Genomic DNA, 25200 nt, shown 5'->3' on the forward strand with positions numbered 1-25200 from the left:
GTCAGAAGTCGTAGTTATTGATGTTCTCTTTGCTGAACACCACGCGCTCCGGCAGCAACACGATACCGTTGCCCTTCGCCTCATACTGGTAGCCCTGCACGCTGTTCGGTTCGACCTTCAGCGAGCCGATATCTTTCACCTCAACGCTATCGCCGACGTTAAGATCGCCCTTTTTCAGTAATCGATCGGCGACGTTAACCGCAATTTTGCCCTGCTGAACCACATCCCACAGACCAAAGGCTTTCACCGTGCCGCGCTCCACGTAGGGGCGCATCACATTGGGTGTACTAAAGCCGACGATCGCCACGCCCTGACGCTTGAGGTTCTCCGCCGCCTGCGCCGCCGCCGGCAGGGCATTGGCATCCGGCGCGATAATGGCGTCGAGATCCGGATACGCTTTTAAGATCCCCTCGGCAGTTTGCAGCGATTTGGTGGCATCGTTATAGCCAAACTGGGTGGTGACGATTTGCCACTGCGGATGTTCTTTTTCGATTTTGGCTTTGGCTTCCTTCACCCACTGGTTCTGGTCGGTCACCGTCGGGCTGGAGTAGAAAAACGCCACTTTGGCAGCGGGCTTCGTCACCTGCTTTTCCGCCATCTCCACCAGCAGGCCGCCGAGCTGCTGCGGCGTGCCCTGATTGATATAGATGCTGCGGCACTCCGGCTTGGTATCGGAATCCCAGGTCAGGACTTTCACCCCGCGCTGCATCGCCCGCTTCAGCGCCGGACACAGGCCGTCCGGTGAGACGGCTGAGACGATAATCGCGTTGTAGCCCTGGTTGACGAAGTTGTTGATAAGCTGCACCTGGCCGGAGACGCTGGGCTCGGTTGGGCCGTCATAGGTGACATCCACGCCCAGCGCTTTCCCCGCCTCTTTCGCGCCGTTGCCGCCGCTGGTAAAGAAGCCGACGCCGACTAGCTTAGGAATAAAGGCGATGCGGTCCGCCGCTTGCGCGGTTGCCACGCTCATCGCCAGCGCCAGCGCGCTGACCTGCAGGATACGTTTTGTTTTCATTGTTGTGCTCCGATTGTTTTACGCGAGAAAAGACGCCGCCAGGTCGCGCGCACCCATTCACGGTGCAGGCTCAGCGAACGCCCCATCACCACCACAACCAACAGCGCCCCTGACAGCGCGCTCGACACCTGGTTGGGGATGCCGACCATCTGTAAACCCTGTTGCAGATACCCCACCAGCAATGCCGCCAGCGCGGTACCCAGTATCGATCCCGAGCCGCCGTAAATATTGGCCCCACCGAGCACCGCCGCGGTCAGCGCCGGCATCAGCAGGTCACGGCCTAAATCCGAACGCGCCGAGCCGAAATAGGAGACCATCACCAGCGCCGCGACCGCCGAGGCAATACCGACCAGGCCATACAGCACATACGGGATGCCGTTCACCGACAGCGCCGCATAGCGCGCGGCGCGCGGGTTTTGCCCGAGTAAAAAGAGGTGGCGGCCAAAGCGCCCGCGATGGGCCAGCAGCCAGAAGAGAAAGGTGATACCCGCGAACAGCACCAGCGGCAGCGGCAGCCCGCCCAGAGTTAAATTGGCGAAGGCGGTGAAGCTGTCGGGAAAGCCGCCGATCCCCTCATAACCGGTGGCGCCGGCCATGCCGGAAAGCAGCAGCGCGCCGCCGCCGTACAGATACAGCGTCCCGAGGGTAATCACCAACGGGCTGATGCCGGTGTAGTGGATCAGCGCGGCGTTGATTAGCCCGCACAGCAGCCCCAGCAGCAACGTCAGCGACACCGCCAGCCACAGCGGCCAGCCCGCCTGGGTCATCACCCCGAGGGCGATGGCGCACAGTCCGATGGTCGAGCCCAGCGAAATATCGATCCCGCCGCTGATAATCACCAGCGTCAGCGGCAGCGCGACGATGCCGATGCAGATAAAGTCGCTGGTGCTAAAGAGCAGCATATTGAGATCCAGCATGCGCGGATTCAGCGCGCCGAACAGCAGGATTTCCACGACTAATAACGCCAGCAGCGCGCTTTCCCAGTTAAGCTTCAGCTTCATTTAAGCCACCTCTTTGCTTTTGCGTTCGGGAAAGCGGGCAACCTGTTTGCCCCCTTTGTTGCCGGGCTGGAAACGACTGTACTTCAGCGCCCGCTGATGGCGGGCCAGCGCCTGGCGCAGGCGTCCATCAAGCACCAGCACCCCGAGCAGCACCAGGCCGGCGATAAAGTCATTCCACCAGGCAGGAAGGCGGAACAGCACCAGCACGGTGTCGATTTGGGTGAGGAAAAAGGCGCCGAGAAACGCGCCGAGCAGCGTACCGGTGCCGCCGAGCAGCGATATTCCGCCCAGCACGCAGGCGGCGATGGCTTTCATCTCCAGGCCGCTGCCGGTCTGATTGGGCACAAAGCCAATCTGCGCGGCGAAGACGATCCCGGCGCAGGCCGCCAGCATACCGTTGAGGGTAAAAGCCAGCATCCGTGTGCGATTGACCGCCACGCCCAGCTGGCGGGCAGCGGCGAGGTTATCGCCAACGGCGTAAAAATCACGACCAAAGGCGGTGCGCGACAGCAGCCAGCCGCCCGCCAGCAGCAACGCCAGCACCAGCCAGCCCAGCGGCGACACGCCGATAAACGCGGGCTCCGAGAGCGATTTCAGGCTGTCGGGCAAGCCTTCGATCCATTTCCCTCCGGTCCACAGCAGCATCACCCCGCGATACAACCCCAGCGTGCCGAGCGTCGCGACGATCGCCGGAATGCGCAGCCCCACCACCAGCAGGCCGTTAAAAGCCCCGGCCAGCGCGCCTATCGCCAGCGCGAAGGCGATCGCCGTCGCCAGCCCGTAGCCGTTGTTCAGCGCTACCCCAACGGCGATGGCGCTCAGGCCAACGGTGGAGCCCACCGACACGTCGATATTGCGGGTCAGCATCACCAGCGTCGCCCCCAGCGCCAGCAGGCACAGGATTTGTGAGCTGGCGAAAATCATCGCCAGCGTCTGCAGGCTGAAATAGGCCGGATTGAGCGCCACCAGCACGGCAAACAGCGCCACGATGGCAAAAAAGGCGCTCAGTTCGCGATTCTTGAATAACGTTTTCATGCCTGCCCTCCGAAGGCCAGGGTCATCATGCGATCGACGGTCACCGCCTGCCGCGCCAGCTCGCCGCTGTGGCGGCCCTGATGCATCACCAGCACCCGGTCGGCCAGACCGACGAACTCCTCCACATCGGAAGAGATCATCAGCACCGCCACATTTTGCGCGGCGACGCTTTTCAGCAGCTGATAGATATCGGCGCGGGCGGAGACATCCACGCCGCGCGTCGGCTCATCGACAATCAGCAGCAACGGATTAGCTTCCAGACAGCGCGCCAGCAGCACCTTCTGCTGGTTGCCGCCGGAGAGAGTGCGTACCGGCTGGTCGCCATCGGCCAGCTTGATCCCCAGCGCCCGGTGATAGCGCTCGACCACCGCTGCCTCCCGTTTCCCCTGCTGCCACCACGACGGCTGATTGAACATCACCGTGTTCCAGCGCACCGGCGCATCGAGAAACAGCCCGGAGACCTGGCGGTCTTCCGGCAGATAGACCAGCCCGCTGGCCAACCTGGCGCGGGTGCTCTCCTGACTAATCTCGCGGTTCTCCAGCCAGATCCTCCCGGCGCGCGGCGGACGCAGGCCGTATAAGGTTTCGGCAAATTCGGTGCGCCCGGATCCCACCAGCCCGGCAAGGCCGACGATCTCCCCGGCGCGGATCTCCAGACTGAGATCGATAAAACCTTCGCCAGTTAGATCCTCCACCCGCAGCACGGGAAAATCCTGCGCCTGGGTACGGCGATTGCCCGGTAGCGCCAGCCACAGCTTTTGCGTGTCGCTCAGCGCATGGTCGCGGCTGGCCGGCGTCATGGCGCTGATAAGCTGTTGGTCGCCGTAGCCCGCCGTTTCGCCACTGAGCACCACTGCCCCGTCGCGCATCACCGACACATGGCTGGCCAGCTGGCGGATTTCCGGCAGTTTGTGCGAGATAAAGACGATCCCAACGTCCAGCGCCTGTAACGCGCGGATCTGGCTAAACAGTCTCTCGGTTTCACCCGGCGTTAAAGAGGCGGTGGGTTCATCCAGGATCAGGATCCGCGCCTCGCGCATCAGGCCGCGCAGGATCTCGACCATCTGTTGATCGGCCACTTCCAACGTGCTGGCGCTGGCATCGAGGTTGATCTGGCAGTTCAGCTGCTGCAGTTTTTCCTGCAGCCGCGCGGTGGTATCCGCCCGCTTCGGCAGACGAAAGAGAATGTTCTCGCGCACGCTGAGGTTGGGAAACAGCATTGGCTCCTGCGGCACCAGATAGATGCCCAGCTGGTGGGCCAGCGCCGGGTTAAGGCGCGCAAACGCGCGTTCGCCGATCGTCAGTTCACCGCTATCCGGGGTTTCGACGCCGGCGATGATCTTCATCAGCGTCGATTTACCCGCGCCGTTGCCCCCCATCAGCGCATGCACCTGGCCCGCGCATAGCGTAAAGTCGATGCCCTTCAGCACGGCAACGCCGGAGAACTGTTTGCGGATCTGGCGAGCTTCAAGCAGTGGCTTCATCGTCGCGCCTCGTTTGAACAAATGATTTTTAAATTTAATAATGTTCAAAAGCGTAGACGGTGAACTATATTTACAACCGTGCGAAGATCACAGTTTGGCGCTTTAGATCGTCCGGAAAAAAGCGGCCAGAGATGAAAGATCCGTTTTGCCAGTCGGCTCACACTTTCCGGCCGCGCAATAGCGAACATATGATCTAAATTTTTATAAGAGTTCAATTTATGAGCGAAAAACGCATTACGGAAGACCATCGCTACGCCGGGCTGGCGTTAGCCGAGGAAGAGCTGGTGGCGCGGGTGGCGTGGTGTTACTACCACGACGGCCTGACGCAAAACGACATCGGCGAGCGTTTGGGGCTGCCGCGGCTGAAGATTTCCCGCCTGCTGGAGAAAGGCCGCCAGTCCGGGGTGATTCGCGTGCAGATCAACTCGCGCTATGAGGGCTGTCTGGCGCTGGAAAGTGAACTCCAGCAGCGCTTTGGCCTCAAGATTGCCCGTGTGCTGCCGGCGCTCAACACCCCGCCGATGAATACCCGGCTGGGGATCGGTGCCGCGCAGTCGCTGATGGGCATTCTGCAACCGGGACAGCTGCTGGCGGTCGGCTTCGGCGAAGCCACCATGAGCTGCCTGCAGCATCTCAGCGGCTTTATCGGCTCACAGCAGGTGCGACTGGTCACTCTCTCCGGCGGCGTCGGCCCCTATATGACCGGCATCGGCCAACTGGATGCCGCCTGCAGCGTCAGTATTATTCCGGCGCCGCTGCGGGTCTCGTCGGCGGAGGTCGCTGAGATCCTGCGCCGCGAATCCAGCGTGCGCGATGTGATGCTGGCGGCGACGGCGGCGGACGCGGCGGTGGTTGGCATTGGCGCTATCGATCAGCGGCGCGACGCGACCATTCTCCGCTCCGGCTATATCAGCGAGGGCGAACAGCTGATGTACGCCCGCAAAGGGGCGGTCGGCGACATTTTAGGTTATTTCCTGCAGGCCGACGGCCGGCCGGTAGAAGGACTGGAGATCCATCGGGAACTGCTCGGCGTGACCCTTGATGAGCTGGCGCAGCTGCCGACCATCGTCGGCGTCGCCGGGGGAGAACAAAAAGCGCAGGCGATTCATGCCGCTCTGATTGGCAAGCGCATTAATGGCCTGGTAACGGAAGAGACAACAGCACGCGCGGTGCTCGCACTGGCCTCCTGACGGCCCGGCGCCGCGCGACAACAGTGAGGCGCATGTCATGAGTTACCTGTTAGCGTTAGATGCCGGGACCGGCAGCATACGGGCGGTCATTTTCGATCTTAATGGCCGCCAGCTGGCGGTGGGCCAGGCCGAATGGAAACACCTGAGCGTCGATAACGTCCCCGGCTCGATGGAGTTCGACCTTACCACCAACTGGCAGCTGGCCTGCCAGTGCATTCGCCAGGCGCTCGACGCCGCCCGGCTCTCTGCCGCCGATATTCAGTCCGTCGCCTGCTGTTCGATGCGCGAAGGGATCGTCCTCTATGACCGCAACGGCGAGGCCATCTGGGCCTGCGCCAACGTTGATGCCCGCGCCAGCCGCGAAGTGGCGGAGCTTAAGGAGATCCACGACTATCGTTTTGAATCCGAGGTGTACGAGGTCTCCGGGCAAACGCTGGCGCTCAGCGCCATGCCACGCCTGCTGTGGCTGGTGCACCATCGTCCCGATATCTACCGCAAGGCGGCGACTATCACCATGATCAGCGACTGGCTGGCGGCGAAGCTTTCCGGCGAGCTGGCGGTCGACCCGTCAAACGCAGGCACCACCGGCATGCTCGATCTGTTCAGCCGCGACTGGCGTCCGGCGCTGCTGGATATGGCCGGGCTACGCGCCGATATGCTCTCGCCGGTGAAAGAGACCGGCACGCTGCTGGGCGCCGTCACCGAAGCAGCAGCCCAGCAGAGCGGCCTGCGCGTCGGGACGCCGGTGGTGATGGGCGGCGGCGACGTGCAGCTCGGCTGCCTCGGGCTCGGGGTGGTACGCGCCGGGCAAAGCGCGGTACTCGGCGGCACTTTCTGGCAGCAGGTGGTCAATCTGCCGCAGGTGCGCACCGACCCGCAGATGAATATCCGCGTCAATCCTCACGTGATCCCCGGCATGGCGCAGGCGGAATCGATCAGTTTCTTTACCGGACTGACCATGCGCTGGTTCCGCGACGCCTTCTGCGCTGAAGAAAAGCTGATTGCCGAGCGTCTCGGCGTCGATGCCTATTCGCTGCTGGAGGAGATGGCCAGCCGCGTACCCGCCGGTTCCCACGGCGTGATGCCTATTTTTTCCGACGCCATGCACTTTAAGCAGTGGTACCACGCTGCGCCATCGTTTATTAACCTCTCCATCGATCCGGAGAAGTGCAATAAAGCCACCCTGTTCCGGGCCCTGGAGGAGAACGCGGCGATTGTCTCCGCCTGCAACCTGGCGCAGATTTCGCAGTTTTCCGGGGTGACTTTCGACAGCCTGGTGTTTGCCGGCGGCGGCTCTAAAGGCGCGCTGTGGAGCCAGATCCTCAGCGACGTCACCGGCCTGCCGGTGCGGGTACCGGTGGTCCGCGAAGCCACTGCCCTCGGCTGCGCCATTGCCGCCGGCGCTGGCGCCGGGCTGTACGGCGATATGGCCAGCGCTGGAGAAAAGTTAGTGAGCTGGCACCGCGAATTCAGCCCTAATCCGCAACATCGCGAGCTTTATCAGGAGATGATGAGTAAATGGCAGTCGGTGTATGCCGATCAGCTTGGTCTTGTCGATAGCGGGCTGACAACATCGATGTGGCAGGCGCCGGGTCTGGAACGCCGCCAGCACGTTGCGTCTTCCCCGTCACCCTAACCACCGGTACCGATCCGCCTTTCTCCCTCTCCCTTTGGGAGAGGGCCGGGGTGAGGGGCAACGCTTCGCCGTTCTTTGAATCCCATCACAATCACCGCACTCCCCTTTTCCCTTTTTCTCCACGACGGCTAAATTAGTAACTCATCCGACCACATAACAATAATTTTACATTGGAAGCCATTATGAGCCGCTATCCGTCGCTTTTCGCCCCGCTTGAGCTGGGCTTCACCACCCTTAAAAACCGCGTGTTGATGGGCTCCATGCATACCGGTCTGGAAGAGCTGCCCGACGGCGCGCGGCGGTTAGCGGCCTTTTACGCCGAGCGTGCGCGTCACGGTGTGGCACTGATCGTCACCGGCGGCATCGCTCCCGCCCCGTCCGGGGTGACCATGGCTGGCGGCGCGGTGCTCAACGATGCCAGCCATCTGGCGCATCATCGCCAGATCACCGACGCGGTACATCAGGAAGGCGGCAAAATCGCTCTGCAGATCCTGCACACCGGGCGCTACAGCTACCAGCCCGCGCTGGTCGCCCCCTCGCCTCTGCAGGCGCCGATTAACCGGTTCACCCCTCATGAGCTGAGCCACAACGAGATCCTCACGCTGATCGATGATTTTGCCCACTGCGCCCAGCTCGCGCGGGAAGCGGGCTATGACGGCGTCGAGGTGATGGGCTCTGAGGGCTATCTGATTAACGAATTCCTCGCCGCGCGCACCAACCAGCGCAGCGATCAATGGGGCGGCGATTACGCGCGCCGTATGCGTTTCGCCGTTGAAGTGGTCAAGGCCGTGCGCCAGCGCGCCGGCCACGATTTCATTATCATCTACCGTCTGTCGATGCTCGATCTGGTCAACGACGGCAGCACGCTGACGGAAGTCACCGAGCTGGCCAAAGCCATCGAGGCGGCGGGGGCGACCATCATCAACACCGGGATCGGCTGGCACGAAGCGCGCATTCCAACCATCGCCACGCCGGTACCGCGCGGCGCCTTTAGCTGGGTCACCCGCAAGCTGAAAGGCGCGGTGTCGATCCCGCTGATCACCACCAACCGCATCAACGATCCGCAGGTCGCGGAGGATATTCTCGCCCGCGGCGATGCCGATATGGTATCAATGGCCCGCCCGTTCCTCGCCGACGCCGAATTTATGTCAAAAGCGCAGAACGATCGTGCCGATCAGATCAACACCTGCATCGGCTGCAACCAGGCGTGTCTCGATCGGATCTTCGTCGGCAAAGTCACCTCCTGTCTGGTCAACCCGCGCGCCTGTCATGAAACCCTGATGCCGGTCCTGCCTGCCAACGCGCCTAAACGGCTGGCGGTGGTCGGCGCCGGGCCGGCCGGTCTGGCCTTTGCCGTTAACGCCGCCGCCCGCGGCCATCAGGTCACGTTGTTCGATGCGCTGCCGGAGATCGGCGGCCAGTTTAATATCGCCAAACAGATCCCTGGCAAAGAGGAGTTCCACGAGACGCTGCGTTACTACCGCACCATGCTCGATCTTAACGGCGTCGATCTGCGCCTGAACACCCGCGTTACGGCAGATGATCTGCTGGCTTTCGATGAGACGATCCTCGCCACCGGTATCGCCCCGCGCCTGCCGGCGATCGCCGGGATCGATCATCCCAAGGTGCTCAGCTACCTGGATGTCTTGCGCGACAAAGCGCCGGTTGGCGCGAAGGTGGCGATCATCGGCTGCGGCGGCATCGGCTTCGACACCGCGATGTACCTAAGCCAGTCGGGCGTGGCCACCAGCCAGGATATCGGCGAGTTCTGTCGCGAATGGGGTATCGATACCAGCCTGCAAACGGCGGGAGGGCTGAGTCCTGAGGGCCCGCAACTGAGTCAAAGCCCGCGACAAATTGTGATGCTGCAGCGCAAAGCGAGCAAACCGGGCGAAGGGCTCGGCAAAACCACCGGCTGGATCCATCGCGCGACGCTGCTGGCGCGCGGCGTGAAAATGATCCCGGGGGTCAGCTATGAGAAGATCGATGATGAGGGGTTACATGTGACTATCGGCGGTGAACGCCAGCTGCTGGCGGTGGATCATGTGATTGTCTGCGCCGGTCAGGAGCCGCGCCGCGATCTGGCGGAACCGCTGCGCGCGGCAGGGAAAACGGTGCATTTGATCGGCGGCTGCGACGTGGCGGCGGAGCTGGATGCGCGCCGGGCGATTGCCCAGGGCACGAAGCTGGCGCTGACGATTTAGCCGTGTCCCGGGGGCGGCGCGATGCGCCTTCCCCGGGCTACCACGATAATCCCGCACGCTAGCCCGGCGAAGGCGTCAGCCGGTAGCCCGGCTAAGGCGACAGTCGGTAGCCCGGCTAAGGCGACAGCCGCAAGCCGGGGAAATAGCAACACGAATCAGCGCTGCTTACGCACCTTGGTCGCTTTCAAAATGACAAACTTATTGTTCGTCGCAATCGTCGTGCAATTACCAAACGCGCGCTTCAGCTTACGGAAGTAATCGAGGTGGCGGTTGCCGACGACGTACAGCTCGCCGCCGTATTTCAGGCTGCGGCGGGCGTCGTTAAACATCTGCCAGGCAATATGGTCGGTAATGGCGTGCTGCTGATGGAACGGCGGATTGCACAGGATCGCCGTAAAGCGGTCCGGCTCAATGCCGGAGAGCGAGTTGTTGACCATAAATTCACAGCGGTCGATATCGTCCGGCAGGTTGTGCTCGACGTTCAACCGGCTGGAAGCCACCGCCATGTGCGACTCATCGGTGAACATGACCCGCGCGTTCGGGTTCTGCGCCAGCGCCTGCAGGCCAATCACCCCGTTGCCGCAGCCGAGATCGGCGATCTCGCCTTCTAAATTAGACGGTAAATGCTGCAGGAAGAAGCGCGCGCCGATATCCAGACCGCTGCGGGCAAAAACGTTGGCATGGTTGTGGATGGTCCACGGCGTGCCGTCCAGCTTCCAGCTGTAGGTTTGCGGCGCATCCGCCAGCTCAGGGTCGGTGAAAACGCAGTGGATCAGACGCGCTTTTTTCCATGCCAGCGAGGTGGTGGTGGTACCGAGAATTTTTTCAAACAGCGCCAGCGTCGAGTTATGGACATCGCGGGCTTTCGCCGCGGCGATAATACGGGTTTCCGGCGTCACCACTTGGCGCAGGGCGCGCAGCTGCTGTTCCAGCAGCGCCAGCTGCTTTGGCACCTTAATCAGCACCAGCGCCGGCGCGGCCGGCAGCGGGCTCAGGCTATCCTGAAAGCGCACGCTCTCTTCATCAATGCCGTTCATCCGCAGGTTGTGGCGGGTCGCCAGCTCGGAAATAAAGGAATCGTTGATGCTGACGGGGTTGCGCTCCGCCAGCGCGCAGGCGAGCGCGCCGAAGCCGTCGTTGAAGATGAGCGTCAGGCCGTCGACGTCATTCACCTGTTGCAGCAGATATTCATCCGCCGCTTCCCACGCCTGAAGCGCTTCTTCTTCAGCGTTAGGTGGGAACCGCTCTAATGTGAATAACTCACCGTTTAACTCTGCCTGGCTCATCGCCTCTCCGCCTCCGGAATAGTAAAACCCGCGAGTTTATACGCAAATCCTGTCCAGTTGAAGAGAGATCGCTGATCATCGCCGCTCAGCGTAGATCGCCCTCGTCATCGGCTTGCAGCAGCGTTATCGACGCGCGGGCGCCGGGCATCAGCTGCTGCAGATAGCCTACCAGCCGCTCTCCCGCCTCTTGCAGGGCCGACAACGGCATCGCCGGCAGGCTTTCGAGAATAAACCACATCGTCTGCGCGCCGCTGTCCAGCCGGGTACGTACGCCCTGTCGCCAGTTCCAGCGTCGGCAGGTTACGCCTATATCATCCCGCCAGATGACTTCGGCCGGCTCCGGATATTCCACCACCGGCTCCGCCGATTTTAGCGTATCGAATGGCTCATCGCCGCGGGCAATGGCCAGCCGCGGTTCGCCATGGTAGGCGGCCAGATTTTCCCCACCGACCGGGACGGCATAGCGAATGCTGATCGCGTTGTAGATATCCACTACCGGATCGATGGCCGGCAGGCTCCCCTCTTTCAGCACCCGCTTGCGCAGCGCCTGCGCCGAACAGGGGGTACGTTTCGCCTTCGCGCCGAAGGCGCTGAACGCTTCATCCCATGCCGCCAGGTGCGCTTGCGCCCAGGGCACATCATCCTGCTGCACCGCCAGGCAGGCCTCGGCCAGCGCCTGTTCCGCGACGGCGGGATTGGCCACCGGCGCGCTCTCCACCACAATACTTAATGCCCGAAAGCCCGGCGCCAGGCGGCTGACCGCAGATTCGATTGACGGCGTTACGCTACGCATTCGATAATCCTGTAATGACCAATTTGTTTCATCATAGTGACCAATGAACGTAAAAGTCAATATAACGACCGATTCAGGAGCTGATGTCGACCAGGTAAGTCGCGCCGTCGCCACGCGGCTGAAGGCCTACCGTAAAGCGAAAAAAATGTCGCTGGACGAGCTATCGCGCCGGGCCAGCATCAGCAAAGGTATGCTGGTCGAGATGGAAAAAGAGGCCGCCAACCCCAGCATTGCGATCCTCTGCAAACTCGCCGCCGCGCTGGGCGTTTCGGTGGCGGATATCGTCAATGTGGCAAGCGAACCCGCGTTGCATATTATTCCCGCCGAGCAGATCCCCACCCTCTGGCAAGGCCCGCTGGGAGGCAGCGCCAGGCTTCTCGCCGGCACCGCCGGGCCGAATATGATTGAGCTGTGGCGCTGGGAGATGCAGCCCGGCGAAGCCTTTACCTCGCCCGGCCACCCGGCGACGACCTTCGAGCTGCTGCACGTGGAAGCCGGCGCGCTGACGCTGACGCTTGGCGAGACCTGCCGCACGGTGGCGGTCGGAGAATCCGCGGTGGCCCGCACCGAAATAGAGCACGGTTACCGCAATGAGGGTACTGCGCCGCTGGTCTTTACCATGACCGTGGCTGAACTGCCCTCCTGACAGACATAATGATAAGACGATGACAAAACTCATTTATTTACAGGGCTATCCTGAATCGCTGCTGGCGCAGGTGACCACGTTAATCGAGCAAGACCGCCTCGGCGAGGTGCTGCAAAAGCGCTATCCGCAAGGGCACGACGTTAACAGCGATAAAGCGCTATATCAGTACACCCAGGACTTGAAAAACCGCTTTCTGCGCGGCGCGGCGCCGATCAACAAAGTGATGTATGACAGTAAGATCCACGTGCTGAACAATGCGCTCGGCCTGCATACCTCCATTTCCCGCGTTCAGGGCGGCAAGCTGAAAGCCAAAGCGGAGATCCGCGTGGCGACGGTATTTCGCGACGCGCCGGAGGACTTTTTGCGGATGATCGTGGTCCATGAACTGGCGCATCTGAAAGAGAAGGAGCACAACAAAGCCTTCTACCAGCTGTGCTGCCATATGGAGCCGCAATACCACCAGCTGGAGTTCGACACCCGCCTGTGGCTGACGCACCTTTCGTTGAAGCGTTCTGCGTAGTCACGCACTGGTTTTGTCATGGGGGCATGATAGAGTGGCGACAGGTTCCCTTTAATGGAGTTCGTCACCGTTTATGATACGTTTCGCAGTTGTTGGCACAAACTGGATCACTAAGCAGTTTGTCGATGCCGCCCATGAAACCGGCAAATATAAACTTACCGCCATCTACTCCCGCAGCCTCGAACAGGCGCAAGCCTTCGCCAATGACTATCCGGTCGAGCATCTGTATACCTCGCTGGAGGCGCTGGCGCAAAGCGACGCCATTGATGCGGTGTATATCGCCAGCCCGAACTCCCTGCACTTCCCGCAGACGCGGCTGTTCCTGAGCCACAAGAAGCACGTCATTTGCGAAAAACCGCTGGCGTCGAATCTGCAGGAGGTCGAGGCGGCCATCGCGGTGGCGAAAGCCAACCACGTGGTGCTGTTTGAAGCCTTCAAAACCGCCAGCCTGCCCAACTTTCTGCTGCTGAAGGAAACCCTCGGCAAAGTGGGTAAACTGCGTAAAGCCTTCATTAACTACTGCCAGTACTCTTCGCGCTACCAGCGCTACCTCGACGGGGAAAACCCCAACACCTTTAATCCGGCGTTCTCCAACGGTTCGATTATGGATATCGGCTTCTATTGCCTGGCGTCCGCTGTGGCGCTGTGGGGCGAACCGCGGGCCGTTCATGCCACCGCCAGCCTGCTGGACAGCGGCGTGGACGCCCAGGGCACCGTGGTGCTGAGCTACGGCGACTTCGACGTGACGCTGCATCATTCCAAGGTGAGCGACTCGGCGATCCCCAGCGAAATTCAGGGGGAAGAGGGGGTACTGGTGATCGAAAAAATCTCCGAGTGCCAGAAGCTGGCGTTTGTGCCGCGCGGCGGCAAAGCCCAGGACCTGACGCAGCCGCAGCATATCAATACTATGCTGTATGAGGCGGAGACCTTCGCGCGGCTGGTGGAAACAGAGGATGTCGACCATCCGGGCCTGGCTGTGAGCCGTATCACGGCGAAACTGTCGAGCGAAATTCGTCGCCAGACCGGGGTGATCTTCCCGGCCGATACGCAGCCGCTGGCGTAAAAGAGTGTAAAGGCCCGTCTGGCCGCCATTGACGAAAACCGCCTCGTGACATATTTTGTTACGAGCAAAGGGGAGTAACTTCCTTGCCGGCCGATCGTCATTACGATGCGTGTAATACCGCATCCGGTCGCCGGGCAATCACCAAAGCCCATCGCGATGAACTTTGGTTGTTGTAAGTGAGACCTTGCCGGAAGGCGAGGTCTATGCATAAAAGCGCAGCGGCTGCCGTCTTCCGACGTCAGCCGTTTTTGTTTTTATGTAAGGAATATCAAATGAATACTGTCGGCACGCCGTTGCTATGGGGTGGATTCGCTGTCGTCGTCGCGATCATGTTGGCGATCGACCTGCTGCTTCAGGGACGACGCGGTTCGCATAGCATGACCATGAAGCAGGCCGCTGGCTGGTCTATCCTCTGGGTCACACTTTCTCTGTTGTTCAACGCCGCGTTCTGGTGGTATCTGGTGCAAACCCAGGGCCGCGCCGTCGCCGATCCGCAGGCCCTGGCCTTCCTCACCGGTTATCTGATTGAAAAAGCGCTGGCGGTCGATAACGTCTTCGTCTGGCTGATGCTGTTCAGCTACTTCGCCGTGCCGCCTGCTCTGCAGCGCCGGGTGCTGGTGTATGGCGTCCTCGGGGCGATTGTTCTGCGCACCATTATGATCTTCACCGGCAGCTGGCTTATCTCCCAGTTCGACTGGCTGTTGTACGTCTTCGGCGCCTTCCTGCTGTTTACCGGCGTGAAGATGGCGCTGGCGAAAGAGGATGATTCCGGCATCGGCGACAAACCGCTGGTGCGCTGGATCCGCAGCCATCTGCGAATGACCGATAAAATCGAGAGCGAGCGCTTCTTCACCCGTAAAAACGGGGTGCTGTTCGCCACGCCGCTGCTGCTGGTGTTGATTCTGGTCGAGCTGAGCGATGTGATATTCGCCGTCGACAGTATCCCGGCGATCTTCGCGGTCACCACCGACCCGTTTATCGTGCTGACCTCGAACCTGTTTGCCATTCTCGGCCTGCGCGCCATGTACTTCCTGCTGGCGGGGGTCGCTGAGCGCTTCTCGATGCTCAAATATGGCCTGTCGGTGATCCTGGTGTTTATTGGCGTGAAGATGCTGATCGTCGACTTCTACCATATCCCGGTCGCCATCTCGCTGGGGGTCGTGGGCGGCATCCTGACCGTCACGCTGTTGATTAACGCCTGGGTCAACAAGCAGCACGACAAGCAGCGCAAACTGCCTGAATAACCTGCCTGGCGCGCCGTCGGCTCCCGCTGGCGGCGCGGTAATCGGCTATAGCAGACCTTCTCATAACGAGAATGCCTGCTCATGTCACAATTATGTTACTGCGTGGTTAAAAAATAAGATCCAGATTAAAATCACAGTATTTTACGCTTCCCGCCAGGCTTTCTTTCCGTATACTCGGCTATGCAAACATCTATTTACATCCTGACATAAACGTAACAAATAATACGTGGCTGGGATGGCTTGCTACATCACTGGAAGGAATGAATTATGACAACACGCACTCCCCCATCAGGGTGGCTCTCCCGCCTGGCGCAAGGCAGCCTGGTGAAACAAATTTTAATCGGCCTGGTGCTTGGCGTGCTGCTGGCGCTGGTCTCTAAGCCAGCGGCTATCGCCGTCGGCCTGCTGGGGACCCTGTTCGTCGGCGCGTTAAAGGCGGTAGCGCCGGTGCTGGTATTGATGCTCGTCATGGCCTCGATCGCCAACCATCAGCACGGACAAAAAACCAGTATTCGCCCTATTCTGTTTCTCTATCTGCTGGGCACCTTTAGCGCGGCGCTGACTGCGGTGTTGTTCAGTTTTCTCTTTCCGTCGACTCTGCACTTAACCACCGCCGCCGACAGCATCACGCCGCCGTCGGGGATTGTTGAGGTGCTGCGTAGTCTGCTGATGAGCATGGTGTCCAACCCGGTCGACGCCCTGCTGAACGCCAACTATATCGGTATTCTGGTGTGGGCGGTGGGGCTTGGCTTCGCCCTGCGCCATGGTAACGACACCACGAAAAACCTGATCAACGATATCTCCCACGCGGTGACCTTTATCGTTAAAGTGGTGATCCGCTTTGCGCCGCTGGGGATCTTCGGCCTGGTCTCTTCCACCCTGGCGACCACCGGTTTTGAAACGCTGTGGGGCTACGCCCAGCTGCTGCTGGTACTGGTGGGCTGTATGCTGCTGGTGGCGCTGGTGATTAACCCGCTGCTGGTGTTCTGGAAGATTCGCCGTAACCCCTATCCGCTGGTGCTGACTTGCCTGCGCGAAAGCGGCGTCTACGCGTTTTTCACCCGCAGCTCCGCCGCCAATATTCCGGTGAATATGGCGCTATGCGAGAAGCTGAACCTGGATCGCGATACCTATTCGGTCTCCATTCCGCTGGGGGCGACCATCAATATGGCGGGCGCGGCAATCACGATTACCGTGCTGACGCTGGCGGCGGTCCATACGCTGAACATTCCGGTGGATCTGCCGACGGCGCTGTTGCTGAGCGTGGTCGCTTCGCTGTGCGCCTGCGGCGCCTCCGGCGTGGCGGGCGGTTCGCTGCTGCTGATCCCGCTGGCCTGTAATATGTTTGGTATTCCGAACGATGTGGCGATGCAGGTGGTTGCCGTCGGCTTTATCATCGGCGTGCTGCAGGATTCCTGCGAAACCGCGCTGAACTCCTCCACCGACGCCCTGTTTACCGCCGCCGCCTGCATGGCGGAAGACGACCAGCTGGCGAAAAACGCCCTGCGCAGTTAATGCCTTTCCCCTCCGCTACCGCGCGGAGGGGCTCTCTTCCTGCACCGCGTTTTCAACCCTGAACGGATCGATACCCCGCTTTTGCATCCGGCGGAAGCGAATGATATTCAGGCCGTTGACGATCAGGAAACTGCCTTCAATCAGCGTCCCGCCAATCGAACCCAGCCACAGGTTATGCGTCACCCAGCAGGCGGTGGAGCACCACATCACGCAGCGGACGGTCAGCCCTTTACAGCGAAACAGCGCCCAGGTGCTGGCGACAGTGCCAATAATCGGCAGCAGCTCCATAGCATGCTGCAGCTTGCCAAGGCCGAGGATCAACGTCAGCAGGATAAAGACTGTCATCACCCACAGGCTGCGGGTGCGCAGGGAAATGACCGTGCGGAGCGCATTAAGCCCGGCGCTCATCCCGGCAGGCGCGGCGCCCATCAGGAAAAAATGGACGCCGATAACGGCGCTATAGACCGCCAGCTGAAGCCTGAAGCGACGTTCGTCGCGGTTGATAAAGGTGGTAATGCCGATAAGAAAGGCGATGACGCCGACGCCCTGAGCCAGCCAATACGCGGTCATGAAAGCTCCCTGAGAGAAAAAACAAACGGCGCTTCACAGGCTGAAACGCCGCTGCTGCTTACCCGATGACGCTGCGCTATCAGGCCAATGCGCGATCAACGCCGCCCGGGCGCCAATATGAATGCGCCTTTACAGGGTAACACCGCTTTTAAAGATGGCCAGCTCGCGGAAGTCATTCTGCTCATTACAGGTCGGTTTGCCGTTGGCGAAAGCCACAATGGTATCCACGAACTCCTCCAGCAGCTGTGGCATCGCTTTGCCGTGGATCAGCTGTCCGGCATCGAAGTCGATCCAGTGCTTTTTCTTTGCCGCCAGCTCGCTGTTGGTGGCGATCTTCACCGTCGGCACAAAGCCGCCGTACGGCGTGCCGCGGCCGGTACTGAACAGCACCATATGGCAGCCGGCGCCGGCCAGCGCGCTGGTGGCGACGGCATCATTGCCTGGCGCGCTCAGCAAGTTCAGACCATGAACCTTCAGACGTTCGCCGTAGCGCAGGACATCCACGACCTGGCTGGAGCCCGCTTTCTGGGTACAGCCCAGCGACTTATCCTCGAGGGTGGTGATCCCCCCGGCCTTGTTGCCCGGAGAGGGGTTTTCGTAAATAGGCTGGTCGTGCGCGATAAAGTACTGCTTAAAGTCATTGACCATAGTCACCAGCTTGTCGAAGGTCGCTTCGTCGCGGCAGTGGCTCATCAGCAGCTGTTCAGCGCCGAACATCTCCGGCACTTCGGTCAGCACGGTGGTGCCGCCGTTGGCGATCACGTAGTCTGAGAAGCGCCCCAGCATCGGGTTGGCGGTAATACCGGACAGGCCGTCAGACCCGCCGCACTCGAGGCCAAACTTCAGCTCGCTCAGCTTACCCGGCTGACGTTTATCCTGACGCATCACGTCATACAGCTGGTGGAGATGCGCCACTCCCGCCTCCACTTCATCGTCCTGATGCTGACAAACCATAAAGTGCACGCGCTGCGGATCATACTCGCCCAGCGTTTCGCGAAAGGCCTCCACCTGGTTGTTTTCACAGCCAAGGCCCACCACCAGCACCGCCCCGGCGTTCGGATGGCGAACCATATTCTGCAGCATGGTGCGGGTATTGAGGTGATCGTCCCCGAGCTGCGAGCAGCCATAGGTATGGCTGAAGAGATGCACTCCATCGATGTCCTCAGCGCCGTTTGCCTCTTTCAGAAAACGGTTCTGCATCTGGCGGGCCATGGCGTTGACGCAGCCGACGGTCGGCAGGATCCACAGCTCATTGCGCACGCCGACGTCGCCATTGGCGCGACGATAAATCTGCACTTCGCGATCCGCTGGCTGCGGCGGTTGGGCAACCTGTTCCGGTTGATAGCGATACGCGTCAAGGTCGCTGAGATTGGTGCGCGTATTGTGCGCATGGACATGCTCGCCCGGCGCGATATCCGCCAGCGCATGGCCAATCGGCAGCCCATACTTAACGACGTTTTCCCCTTTCGCGATAGCGCGCAGTGCAAACTTGTGTCCGCGAACGATATCCTGACCGAGGGTGACCGGGTCATTGTCGATCGTCACCACGCTACCGGCCGTCATATCCGCCAGCGCGACCGCGACGTTATCCTGCGAATGGATTTTGATGTATTGCATATCAACCGACCTCTGGTCTTAGTTCAGTTCAATGGCGAAATAGTCACGCGCATTGTTAAAGCAAATGTTTTTCACCATCTCGCCCAGCAGCGCGATATCCGCAGGCGCTTCGCCGGCGGTCACCCAACGGCCGATCATCTGGCACAGAATGCGGCGGAAGTATTCGTGGCGCGTGTAGGAGAGGAAGCTGCGGCTGTCGGTCAGCATCCCGACAAAGCGGCTCAGCAGGCCGAGCTGCGCCAGCTGGGTCATCTGCCGCTCCATGCCGTCTTTCTGATCGTTGAACCACCAGCCGGAGCCGAACTGCATCTTGCCCGGCATCCCTTCGCCCTGGAAGTTACCGATCATGGTGCCCAGCACTTCGTTATCGCGCGGGTTCAGGCAGTAGAGAATGGTTTTCGGCAGCAGGTTCTCTTCGTTCTGCTTGCTCAGCAGCTTAGACAGCTCTTCAGCCATCGGACGATCGTTGATCGAGTCAAAGCCCACGTCCGGGCCTAACAGTTTGAACTGACGCAGGTTGTTATTGCGCAGCGCGCCGATGTGGTACTGCTGCACCCAGCCGCGACGAGCATACTCTGCGCCGAGGAACACCAGCACCGCGGTTTTGAACTGCGCCACTTCGCGTTCGCTAAGGGTTTCACCAGCCAGGCGACGCGCCAGAATGGCGTCCAGCTCGGCGTCGGTCGCTTCCGCAAACAGCACTACGTCCAGGGCGTGGTCGGAGACTTTGCAACCGTGAGCGGCAAAGTGGTCCAGACGTTTGGTCAGCGCGCTTTGCAGGTCCGCAAAACGGCGAATATCAGTGTCGGACACTTCACCCAGCTTAGCCATATAGTCATTGAAGGTCGCCTGCTCGATGTTGAACGCTTTATCCGGGCGCCAGCTCGGCAACACCTTGATATCAAATGAAGTGTCTTTGGCGACAGCCGCATGGTGTTCCAGGGAATCAATCGGATCGTCGGTGGTGCCGACCATCTTCACGTTCATCTGCTTCATGATCCCGCGGGCGGAGAAGGCGTCCTGCGCCAGTAACGCATTGCACTGTTCCCAGATCTCATCGGCGGTGGAAGGTGACAGCAGCTTACCTGTAATACCAAATGGGCGACGCAGCTCTAAATGGGTCCAGTGGTATAACGGGTTGCCAATTGTGTGAGGCACGGTGGCTGCCCAGGCGTCAAATTTCTCGCGATCGGAGGCATCCCCGGTACACAGACGCTCCGGCACGCCGTTAGTGCGCATCGCGCGCCATTTGTAGTGATCGCCTTTCAGCCAGATGTCATACAGATTTTTGAAACGATAATTTTCGGCAACCTGCTGCGGCGGAAGGTGGCAATGGTAGTCGAAAATAGGCTGATCTTTCGCGTAATCGTGGTACAGGCGGCGGGCAAATTCGCTATCGAGTAGAAAATCTTCGGTCATAAACGGTGTCATTCGTGTGTCCTCTTCGCTCCGGAACAGGAGCCTTTCAGATGATTGACTACAATGCTGACAAAGTTATCACACCAATTTCCACAGACCGAACTGTTTTTCGTGAGTTAGATCAATAAACGTTGATAAAAAAAACCGCCTCTCCACGGCAAACGTCTCGCCAGGGCGCGCCGTATCTGGCTTTCCTCGCCAGTCATAAAGACCACACTAACTTTCCCACTTTTGTGACAGCACTCAACTTTTAAAGTTGTATGACAAGTTATCTTTCTGCCGTCGCAACATATAAACCGACGGAATGCTTTACCGGTGTTGATGGCATCGGCTTATACGGAATGGATACCGACTTTTTACATAACAACTGATGGTAAGGTTCGGGCCAGAGGGGACCGCCCTCCTGAACCCTCCGTTTCGCTTTCCCGACCGCGTATCGCCGTCAGGAGAGGCCGCACCTGGTGCGGAGAAATTACAGACGATGAGGTTTACATGCGTAAAATTAAAGGGTTACGTTGGTACATGATCGCACTGGTGACGCTGGGCACCGTGCTGGGCTACCTGACCCGTAACACCGTGGCGGCGGCCGCGCCGACGCTGATGGAAGAGTTACACATCTCGACCCAACAGTACTCCTATATCATTGCAGCCTATTCCGCTGCCTATACCGTCATGCAGCCTGTCGCAGGCTATGTCCTTGATATTCTGGGGACTAAAGTTGGCTATGCCTTCTTCGCTATCGCCTGGGCGATATTCTGTGGCTCGACCGCCCTCGCCGGCAGCTGGGGTGGCCTGGCGCTGGCCCGCGGCGCGGTGGGCGCGGCGGAAGCAGCGATGATCCCCGCCGGGCTGAAAGCCAGCTCCGAATGGTTCCCGGCGAAAGAGCGCTCTATCGCGGTGGGCTACTTCAACGTGGGTTCCTCTATCGGCGCCATGATCGCGCCGCCGCTGGTGGTGTGGGCGATTGTCATGCACAGCTGGCAGATGGCGTTCATTATCTCCGGGGTGCTGAGCTTCGCCTGGGCCATCGCCTGGCTGATCTTCTACAAACACCCGCGCGATCAGAAGAAATTATCTGACGAAGAACGCGACTACATCATTGGCGGCCAGGAGTCTCAACACCAGACCAATAACGCGAAGAAAATGTCGCCGTGGCAGATCCTGCGCAACCGTCAGTTCTGGGGTATCGCCCTGCCGCGTTTTCTCGCCGAGCCGGCCTGGGGTACCTTTAACGCCTGGATCCCGCTGTTCATGTTTAAGGTTTACGGCTTTAACCTGAAAGAGATCGCCATGTTCGCCTGGATGCCGATGCTGTTCGCCGACCTCGGCTGCATCGTCGGTGGATACCTGCCGCCGCTGTTCCAGCGCTGGTTCGGCGTCAATCTGATCGTGTCGCGTAAAATGGTGGTCACCATGGGCGCCCTGCTGATGATTGGCCCGGGGATGATCGGCCTGTTCACCAGCCCGTACGTGGCGATTGCCCTGCTGTGCATCGGCGGGTTCGCTCACCAGGCGCTGTCCGGGGCGTTGATTACCCTCTCTTCCGACGTCTTTGGCCGTAACGAAGTCGCTACCGCCAACGGTCTGACCGGGATGGCCGCCTGGCTGGCGAGCACCATGTTCGCCCTGGTCGTCGGCGCGCTGGCAGACACCATCGGCTTCAGCCCGCTGTTTGCCGTACTGGCGGTCTTTGACCTGCTGGGCGCGCTGGTCATCTGGACGGTGCTGAAAAACAAACCGGCTGACGATGACACGCCGCCGCTTAGCAGCCGCAAACCGGCCACCCAGAGTTAGAGACGCTTATGCTGAGGTGATCGCCTGCCAAGCCGCCTTCTCAGGCGGCTTTTTCATCCCTGCCAGTGGTGGAAATCGCGTAAAAGTGGTATAACAAATCGAATATTGTCGCCATCTTGCGGGAGCGAATATGGAAATCATTGAACCACGCCGTCTTTATCAGCAGCTTGCCGCTGAGCTGAAGACGCGCATCGAACAAGGTGTCTACCTTGTAGGGGATAAGCTGCCCGCCGAGCGCTTTATCGCCGATGAAAAAAACGTTAGCCGTACCGTGGTTCGTGAAGCCATTATCATGCTGGAAGTGGAAGGGTATGTCGAAGTACGCAAAGGGTCGGGCATTCACGTTATCTCTAACCATCCGAAATACCAGCAAGTGGCCGATGAAAGCCTTGAGTTCGCCAACTATGGCCCCTTTGAGCTGCTGCAGGCGCGGCAGCTTATTGAAAGCAATATCGCCGAATTCGCGGCCACTCAGGTGACCAAGCAGGACATCATGAAGCTGATGGAGATTCAGGAGAAAGCGCGCAACGAGAAGTGTTTCCGCGACTCCGAGTGGGATCTGCAGTTTCATGTCCAGGTGGCGCTGGCCACGCAGAATAGCGCCCTGGCGGCGATCGTGGAAAAAATGTGGACCCAGCGCGTGCATAACCCGTACTGGAAAAAGCTGCATGAGCATATTGACCTGCGCACCGTCGATAACTGGTGCGACGACCACGATCAGATCCTGAAGGCGCTGCTGCGAAAAGATCCGAACGCCGCCAAACTGGCGATGTGGCAGCATCTGGAAAATACCAAGCAAATGCTGTTTAACGAAACCAGCGACGACTTTGAATTTAATGCCGATCGCTACTTATTTGCCGAAAACCCGGTGGTTCATCTCGATACGGCGGCCAACGGCGCGAAATAAGCCTTTATCCCCCCGGCGCGCGGCCCCTGCGCGCCTGTTCCCCAGGCAGGCTGAGGTAAGCAAAACATATATAGTGTCAGCCTGTGTAAATCCTCTCGCCTCACATCGCCGCAATCAGCAAAATCAACGAGCAACACCTTGCAATTTCTCTGACGGAAAGTCAGGCGATTTGTTACAATTAGATGCATTTTGCCGTTCTGGGAGTAGGTATTGACTTACTTCAGTTTTATACAGGGAAGCGTTCAGAGCGCCGAAGCAGCGACCATAATCTCATAAAAATCTTGTCGCCCTACATGCCACGCGCTCAGACGTGCCGTTAACCGATGTACCAGGAATCGTGAATGGAACTATTAACCCAGTTATTGAATGCCTTGTGGGCTCAGGATTACGAAACGCTCGCGAATCCCTCCATGATTGGCATGCTGTATTTTGTCTTGTTTATGATTTTGTTCCTTGAGAACGGGTTACTGCCTGCCGCGTTTTTGCCGGGGGACAGCCTGCTTGTGCTCGTGGGCGTGCTGATCGCCAAAGGGGCGATGGGCTTTCCGGAAACGTTGCTGCTGCTCACCGCCGCCGCCAGCCTCGGCTGCTGGCTGAGCTATATCCAGGGGCGCTGGCTAGGCAACACACGGATCGTGCAAAACTGGCTGTCGCATCTGCCCTCTCACTATCATCAGCGCGCGCATCACCTGTTTCATAAGCATGGCCTCTCCGCGCTGCTGATCGGCCGCTTCATCGCCTTCGTGCGCACGCTGCTGCCGACCATCGCCGGGCTTTCCGGTCTCAATAACGCCCGCTTTCAGTTCTTTAACTGGATGAGCGGCCTGCTGTGGGTGCTCATCCTGACCTCGCTGGGCTATCTGCTGGGCAAAACCCCGGTATTCCTTAAGTATGAAGATCAGCTGATGTCCTGCCTGATGCTCCTGCCGGTTGCGCTGTTGGTCTTCGGACTGATCGGCTCGCTGGTGGTGCTGTGGAAGAAAAAATACAGAAGCCGGGGCTGATGATGGTCATAAAACGCCCTTCCCTGCGCCAGCTCAGCTGGCTGCTGGGTGGCTCTCTTTTGCTCTGCGCGCTGTTCTGGCTCTGGCTGGCGGTGCAGCAGCAGGAGGCCACGCTGGCGATCCGTCCGGTTGGCCAGGGCGTCAGTATGCCGGATGGTTTCTCCGTCTGGCATCACCTCGACGCTAACGGTATCCGCTTCAAGAGCATTACGCCGCAAAAGGATGGCCTGCTGATTAAGTTTGATTCCACCGCCCAGGGCGCGGCGGCGAAAGAGGTTCTCGGTCGCGCTCTGCCACATGGTTATATTATCGCCTTGCTGGAGGACGATAACTCGCCCACCGCCTGGTTATCCCGCCTGCGTGACGCGCCGCATCGGCTCGGGTAAACGGCCACCAGACTGCGTTTTCAACACAGTCTGGTGGTTTCCCGCATTTGTTACTATGCTTAAACCTGCGTGAATCAACGCATTCACGTTTACCAACGGGAACGGGTTTATCCTCCGGGTATACCCTAAGACAATGGAAGGTACTATCCATGAAACACCGCATCGCTCTGCTTCTGGCCCTGTCTTCACTTAGCGCCAGCGCCATAGCCGCCTCTCCCTGCCAGGAAAAAGAGCAGGATATTCAACGAGAGATCAGCTATGCCGAAAAGCATCACAATCAAAGTCGCATTGATGGGCTAAATACCGCGCTACGTCAGGTACGGGAGAACTGCAGCGACAGTAAACTCAAAGCCGATCATCAGCAAAAAATTGCCAAACAGCGGGAAGAGATCGCTGAACGTCAGCGCGATCTGCAGGAAGCCCGGAAGAAAGGCGATGCGGACAAAATCAACAAACGCCAGCATAAACTCAATGAAGCGCAACAGGAGTTGAAAATGCTGGAGTCTCGGGATTACTAATCACCATTAACTTTCGCAATACGGACCACGCTACAGGAGAACGACATGGCTAAAGAGAATGTGACTGACGACCTTCGTGCAGAACTGAAAACGCTGGCGGACACCCTGGAGGAAGTACTGAATTCCTCGGCGGACAAGTCGAAAGAAGAGATGGGTAAACTGCGCAGTAAAGCGGAGAGCGCGCTGAAAGAGAGCCGCGCCCGCCTGGGTGAGACCAGCGAAGCGATTCTGCGTCAAACTCGTGAGACCGCCGCGCGAGCGGATGATTATGTTCGCGAAAATCCGTGGACTGGGGTCGGGATTGGCGCCGCCGTCGGGCTGGTGCTGGGTGTCCTGCTGTCGCGTCGCTGATT

At 59.6% G+C, this 25200-nt stretch carries 23 protein-coding genes; 14 read left to right on the plus strand and 9 right to left on the minus strand.

The window, feature by feature from the left end; all coding sequences use genetic code 11:
• Nucleotide 1: 1 nt before the first annotated feature.
• From lsrB to lsrA, 4 genes are read right to left on the minus strand one after another with little or no spacing between them, the layout of a single operon-like run.
• Nucleotides 2-1015, minus strand: a complete 1014-nt coding sequence (gene lsrB / locus ACQUTI_RS18130) for an autoinducer 2 ABC transporter substrate-binding protein LsrB (protein ID WP_004206101.1) — start codon at nt 1013-1015, stop codon at nt 2-4.
• Nucleotides 1012-2016: an autoinducer 2 ABC transporter permease LsrD gene (gene lsrD, locus ACQUTI_RS18135; RefSeq protein ID WP_004206102.1), complete on the minus strand. Its 1005-nt coding sequence runs from the start codon at nt 2014-2016 to the stop codon at nt 1012-1014. The genes lsrB and lsrD overlap by 4 nt, the downstream gene beginning before the upstream one ends.
• Nucleotides 2017-3051, minus strand: a complete 1035-nt coding sequence (lsrC, locus tag ACQUTI_RS18140; RefSeq protein ID WP_057212898.1) for an autoinducer 2 ABC transporter permease LsrC — start codon at nt 3049-3051, stop codon at nt 2017-2019.
• The gene (gene lsrA / locus ACQUTI_RS18145; protein ID WP_017900672.1) at nt 3048-4535 is read right to left on the minus strand and encodes an autoinducer 2 ABC transporter ATP-binding protein LsrA; all 1488 of its coding nucleotides are present in this window, start codon (nt 4533-4535) and stop codon (nt 3048-3050) included. The genes lsrC and lsrA overlap by 4 nt, the downstream gene beginning before the upstream one ends.
• Before the next feature lie 218 nt (nt 4536-4753).
• On the opposite strand from lsrA, the gene lsrR reads away from it, so the two are divergent.
• The 3 genes from lsrR (at nt 4754) to ACQUTI_RS18160 (ending at nt 9565) form a co-directional block, all read left to right on the plus strand.
• Nucleotides 4754-5725, plus strand: a complete 972-nt coding sequence (gene lsrR / locus ACQUTI_RS18150; RefSeq protein WP_004206105.1) for a transcriptional regulator LsrR — start codon at nt 4754-4756, stop codon at nt 5723-5725.
• A gap of 37 nt (nt 5726-5762) precedes the next feature.
• Nucleotides 5763-7361 carry an autoinducer-2 kinase gene (gene lsrK / locus ACQUTI_RS18155; RefSeq protein ID WP_122542557.1) on the plus strand — a complete coding sequence of 533 codons (1599 nt, stop codon included), beginning with the start codon at nt 5763-5765 and terminating at the stop codon, nt 7359-7361.
• Between the two features lie 182 nt (nt 7362-7543).
• Nucleotides 7544-9565, plus strand: coding sequence for an NADPH-dependent 2,4-dienoyl-CoA reductase (locus tag ACQUTI_RS18160; protein ID WP_254465682.1), 2022 nt, complete (start codon nt 7544-7546; stop codon nt 9563-9565).
• 155 nt (nt 9566-9720) lie between these two features.
• On the opposite strand, the gene rlmG is transcribed toward ACQUTI_RS18160, so the two are convergent.
• Nucleotides 9721-10851: a 23S rRNA (guanine(1835)-N(2))-methyltransferase RlmG gene (gene rlmG / locus ACQUTI_RS18165; RefSeq protein WP_254465683.1), complete on the minus strand. Its 1131-nt coding sequence runs from the start codon at nt 10849-10851 to the stop codon at nt 9721-9723.
• 85 nt (nt 10852-10936) lie between these two features.
• Nucleotides 10937-11644, minus strand: coding sequence for a B3/B4 domain-containing protein (locus ACQUTI_RS18170; RefSeq protein WP_428923336.1), 708 nt, complete (start codon nt 11642-11644; stop codon nt 10937-10939).
• A gap of 43 nt (nt 11645-11687) precedes the next feature.
• Here ACQUTI_RS18170 and ACQUTI_RS18175 point away from each other — a divergent pair, with 43 nt between their 5' ends.
• The 5 genes from ACQUTI_RS18175 to sstT all read left to right on the plus strand — a co-directional run bounded on the left by ACQUTI_RS18175 (nt 11688) and on the right by sstT (nt 16632).
• Nucleotides 11688-12290, plus strand: coding sequence for a helix-turn-helix domain-containing protein (locus tag ACQUTI_RS18175; RefSeq protein ID WP_004206112.1), 603 nt, complete (start codon nt 11688-11690; stop codon nt 12288-12290).
• A gap of 19 nt (nt 12291-12309) precedes the next feature.
• Complete coding sequence (locus ACQUTI_RS18180) at nt 12310-12810, plus strand: M48 metallopeptidase family protein (protein ID WP_254465685.1); 501 nt, start codon at nt 12310-12312, stop codon at nt 12808-12810.
• A 73-nt stretch (nt 12811-12883) separates the two neighbouring features.
• Entirely contained in the window at nt 12884-13873 is a 990-nt protein-coding gene (locus ACQUTI_RS18185) for a Gfo/Idh/MocA family protein (protein ID WP_049093396.1), read from the plus strand.
• Between the two features lie 272 nt (nt 13874-14145).
• Complete coding sequence (locus tag ACQUTI_RS18190) at nt 14146-15117, plus strand: TerC family protein (RefSeq protein WP_428923337.1); 972 nt, start codon at nt 14146-14148, stop codon at nt 15115-15117.
• Nucleotides 15118-15384: 267 nt separating this feature from the next.
• The gene (gene sstT, locus ACQUTI_RS18195) at nt 15385-16632 is read left to right on the plus strand and encodes a serine/threonine transporter SstT (protein WP_004206115.1); all 1248 of its coding nucleotides are present in this window, start codon (nt 15385-15387) and stop codon (nt 16630-16632) included.
• 15 nt (nt 16633-16647) lie between these two features.
• Here the strand turns inward: sstT and ACQUTI_RS18200 are convergent, their stop codons facing one another.
• The 3 genes from ACQUTI_RS18200 to uxaC form a co-directional block, all read right to left on the minus strand.
• Nucleotides 16648-17202 (minus strand): YgjV family protein, encoded by a 555-nt coding sequence (locus ACQUTI_RS18200; protein WP_004206116.1) that lies wholly within the window; start codon nt 17200-17202, stop codon nt 16648-16650.
• Between the two features lie 129 nt (nt 17203-17331).
• On the minus strand, nt 17332-18819 hold the full coding sequence (locus ACQUTI_RS18205; protein ID WP_017900666.1) for a UxaA family hydrolase: 1488 nt from the start codon (nt 18817-18819) through the stop codon (nt 17332-17334).
• Between the two features lie 18 nt (nt 18820-18837).
• Nucleotides 18838-20250 (minus strand): glucuronate isomerase, encoded by a 1413-nt coding sequence (gene uxaC / locus ACQUTI_RS18210; protein ID WP_254465686.1) that lies wholly within the window; start codon nt 20248-20250, stop codon nt 18838-18840.
• A 480-nt stretch (nt 20251-20730) separates the two neighbouring features.
• Between uxaC and ACQUTI_RS18215 the strand changes: the two genes are divergently transcribed.
• The 6 genes from ACQUTI_RS18215 to ACQUTI_RS18240 all read left to right on the plus strand — a co-directional run bounded on the left by ACQUTI_RS18215 (nt 20731) and on the right by ACQUTI_RS18240 (nt 25198).
• Nucleotides 20731-22032, plus strand: a complete 1302-nt coding sequence (locus tag ACQUTI_RS18215) for an MFS transporter (protein WP_004206119.1) — start codon at nt 20731-20733, stop codon at nt 22030-22032.
• Between the two features lie 130 nt (nt 22033-22162).
• The gene (gene exuR / locus ACQUTI_RS18220) at nt 22163-22939 is read left to right on the plus strand and encodes a transcriptional regulator ExuR (RefSeq protein ID WP_004206120.1); all 777 of its coding nucleotides are present in this window, start codon (nt 22163-22165) and stop codon (nt 22937-22939) included.
• Nucleotides 22940-23280: 341 nt separating this feature from the next.
• Nucleotides 23281-23943, plus strand: coding sequence for a DedA family general envelope maintenance protein YqjA (gene yqjA, locus ACQUTI_RS18225; RefSeq protein ID WP_004206121.1), 663 nt, complete (start codon nt 23281-23283; stop codon nt 23941-23943).
• Between the two features lie 8 nt (nt 23944-23951).
• Nucleotides 23952-24329 (plus strand): EnvZ/OmpR regulon moderator MzrA, encoded by a 378-nt coding sequence (mzrA, locus tag ACQUTI_RS18230; RefSeq protein ID WP_072096611.1) that lies wholly within the window; start codon nt 23952-23954, stop codon nt 24327-24329.
• A gap of 149 nt (nt 24330-24478) precedes the next feature.
• Complete coding sequence (locus tag ACQUTI_RS18235) at nt 24479-24847, plus strand: DUF1090 domain-containing protein (RefSeq protein WP_080838300.1); 369 nt, start codon at nt 24479-24481, stop codon at nt 24845-24847.
• Between the two features lie 45 nt (nt 24848-24892).
• Complete coding sequence (locus ACQUTI_RS18240) at nt 24893-25198, plus strand: DUF883 family protein (RefSeq protein WP_002917916.1); 306 nt, start codon at nt 24893-24895, stop codon at nt 25196-25198.
• The last annotated feature ends 2 nt before the right edge of the window (nt 25199-25200 follow it).

The organism is Klebsiella sp. 7-CIP_Kleb. (genome assembly GCF_050378655.1).
Lineage (GTDB): Bacteria > Pseudomonadota > Gammaproteobacteria > Enterobacterales > Enterobacteriaceae > Klebsiella > Klebsiella quasipneumoniae.

Coding starts and splice junctions, on each gene's coding strand:
- lsrB (WP_004206101.1), bottom strand. CDS start 1,015: ATGAAAACAAAACGTATCCTGCAGGTCAGCGCGCTGGCGCTGGCGATG.
- lsrD (WP_004206102.1), bottom strand. CDS start 2,016: ATGAAGCTGAAGCTTAACTGGGAAAGCGCGCTGCTGGCGTTATTAGTC.
- lsrC (WP_057212898.1), bottom strand. CDS start 3,051: ATGAAAACGTTATTCAAGAATCGCGAACTGAGCGCCTTTTTTGCCATC.
- lsrA (WP_017900672.1), bottom strand. CDS start 4,535: ATGAAGCCACTGCTTGAAGCTCGCCAGATCCGCAAACAGTTCTCCGGC.
- lsrR (WP_004206105.1), top strand. CDS start 4,754: ATGAGCGAAAAACGCATTACGGAAGACCATCGCTACGCCGGGCTGGCG.
- lsrK (WP_122542557.1), top strand. CDS start 5,763: ATGAGTTACCTGTTAGCGTTAGATGCCGGGACCGGCAGCATACGGGCG.
- ACQUTI_RS18160 (WP_254465682.1), top strand. CDS start 7,544: ATGAGCCGCTATCCGTCGCTTTTCGCCCCGCTTGAGCTGGGCTTCACC.
- rlmG (WP_254465683.1), bottom strand. CDS start 10,851: ATGAGCCAGGCAGAGTTAAACGGTGAGTTATTCACATTAGAGCGGTTC.
- ACQUTI_RS18170 (WP_428923336.1), bottom strand. CDS start 11,644: ATGCGTAGCGTAACGCCGTCAATCGAATCTGCGGTCAGCCGCCTGGCG.
- ACQUTI_RS18175 (WP_004206112.1), top strand. CDS start 11,688: ATGAACGTAAAAGTCAATATAACGACCGATTCAGGAGCTGATGTCGAC.
- ACQUTI_RS18180 (WP_254465685.1), top strand. CDS start 12,310: ATGACAAAACTCATTTATTTACAGGGCTATCCTGAATCGCTGCTGGCG.
- ACQUTI_RS18185 (WP_049093396.1), top strand. CDS start 12,884: ATGATACGTTTCGCAGTTGTTGGCACAAACTGGATCACTAAGCAGTTT.
- ACQUTI_RS18190 (WP_428923337.1), top strand. CDS start 14,146: ATGAATACTGTCGGCACGCCGTTGCTATGGGGTGGATTCGCTGTCGTC.
- sstT (WP_004206115.1), top strand. CDS start 15,385: ATGACAACACGCACTCCCCCATCAGGGTGGCTCTCCCGCCTGGCGCAA.
- ACQUTI_RS18200 (WP_004206116.1), bottom strand. CDS start 17,202: ATGACCGCGTATTGGCTGGCTCAGGGCGTCGGCGTCATCGCCTTTCTT.
- ACQUTI_RS18205 (WP_017900666.1), bottom strand. CDS start 18,819: ATGCAATACATCAAAATCCATTCGCAGGATAACGTCGCGGTCGCGCTG.
- uxaC (WP_254465686.1), bottom strand. CDS start 20,250: ATGACACCGTTTATGACCGAAGATTTTCTACTCGATAGCGAATTTGCC.
- ACQUTI_RS18215 (WP_004206119.1), top strand. CDS start 20,731: ATGCGTAAAATTAAAGGGTTACGTTGGTACATGATCGCACTGGTGACG.
- exuR (WP_004206120.1), top strand. CDS start 22,163: ATGGAAATCATTGAACCACGCCGTCTTTATCAGCAGCTTGCCGCTGAG.
- yqjA (WP_004206121.1), top strand. CDS start 23,281: ATGGAACTATTAACCCAGTTATTGAATGCCTTGTGGGCTCAGGATTAC.
- ACQUTI_RS18235 (WP_080838300.1), top strand. CDS start 24,479: ATGAAACACCGCATCGCTCTGCTTCTGGCCCTGTCTTCACTTAGCGCC.
- ACQUTI_RS18240 (WP_002917916.1), top strand. CDS start 24,893: ATGGCTAAAGAGAATGTGACTGACGACCTTCGTGCAGAACTGAAAACG.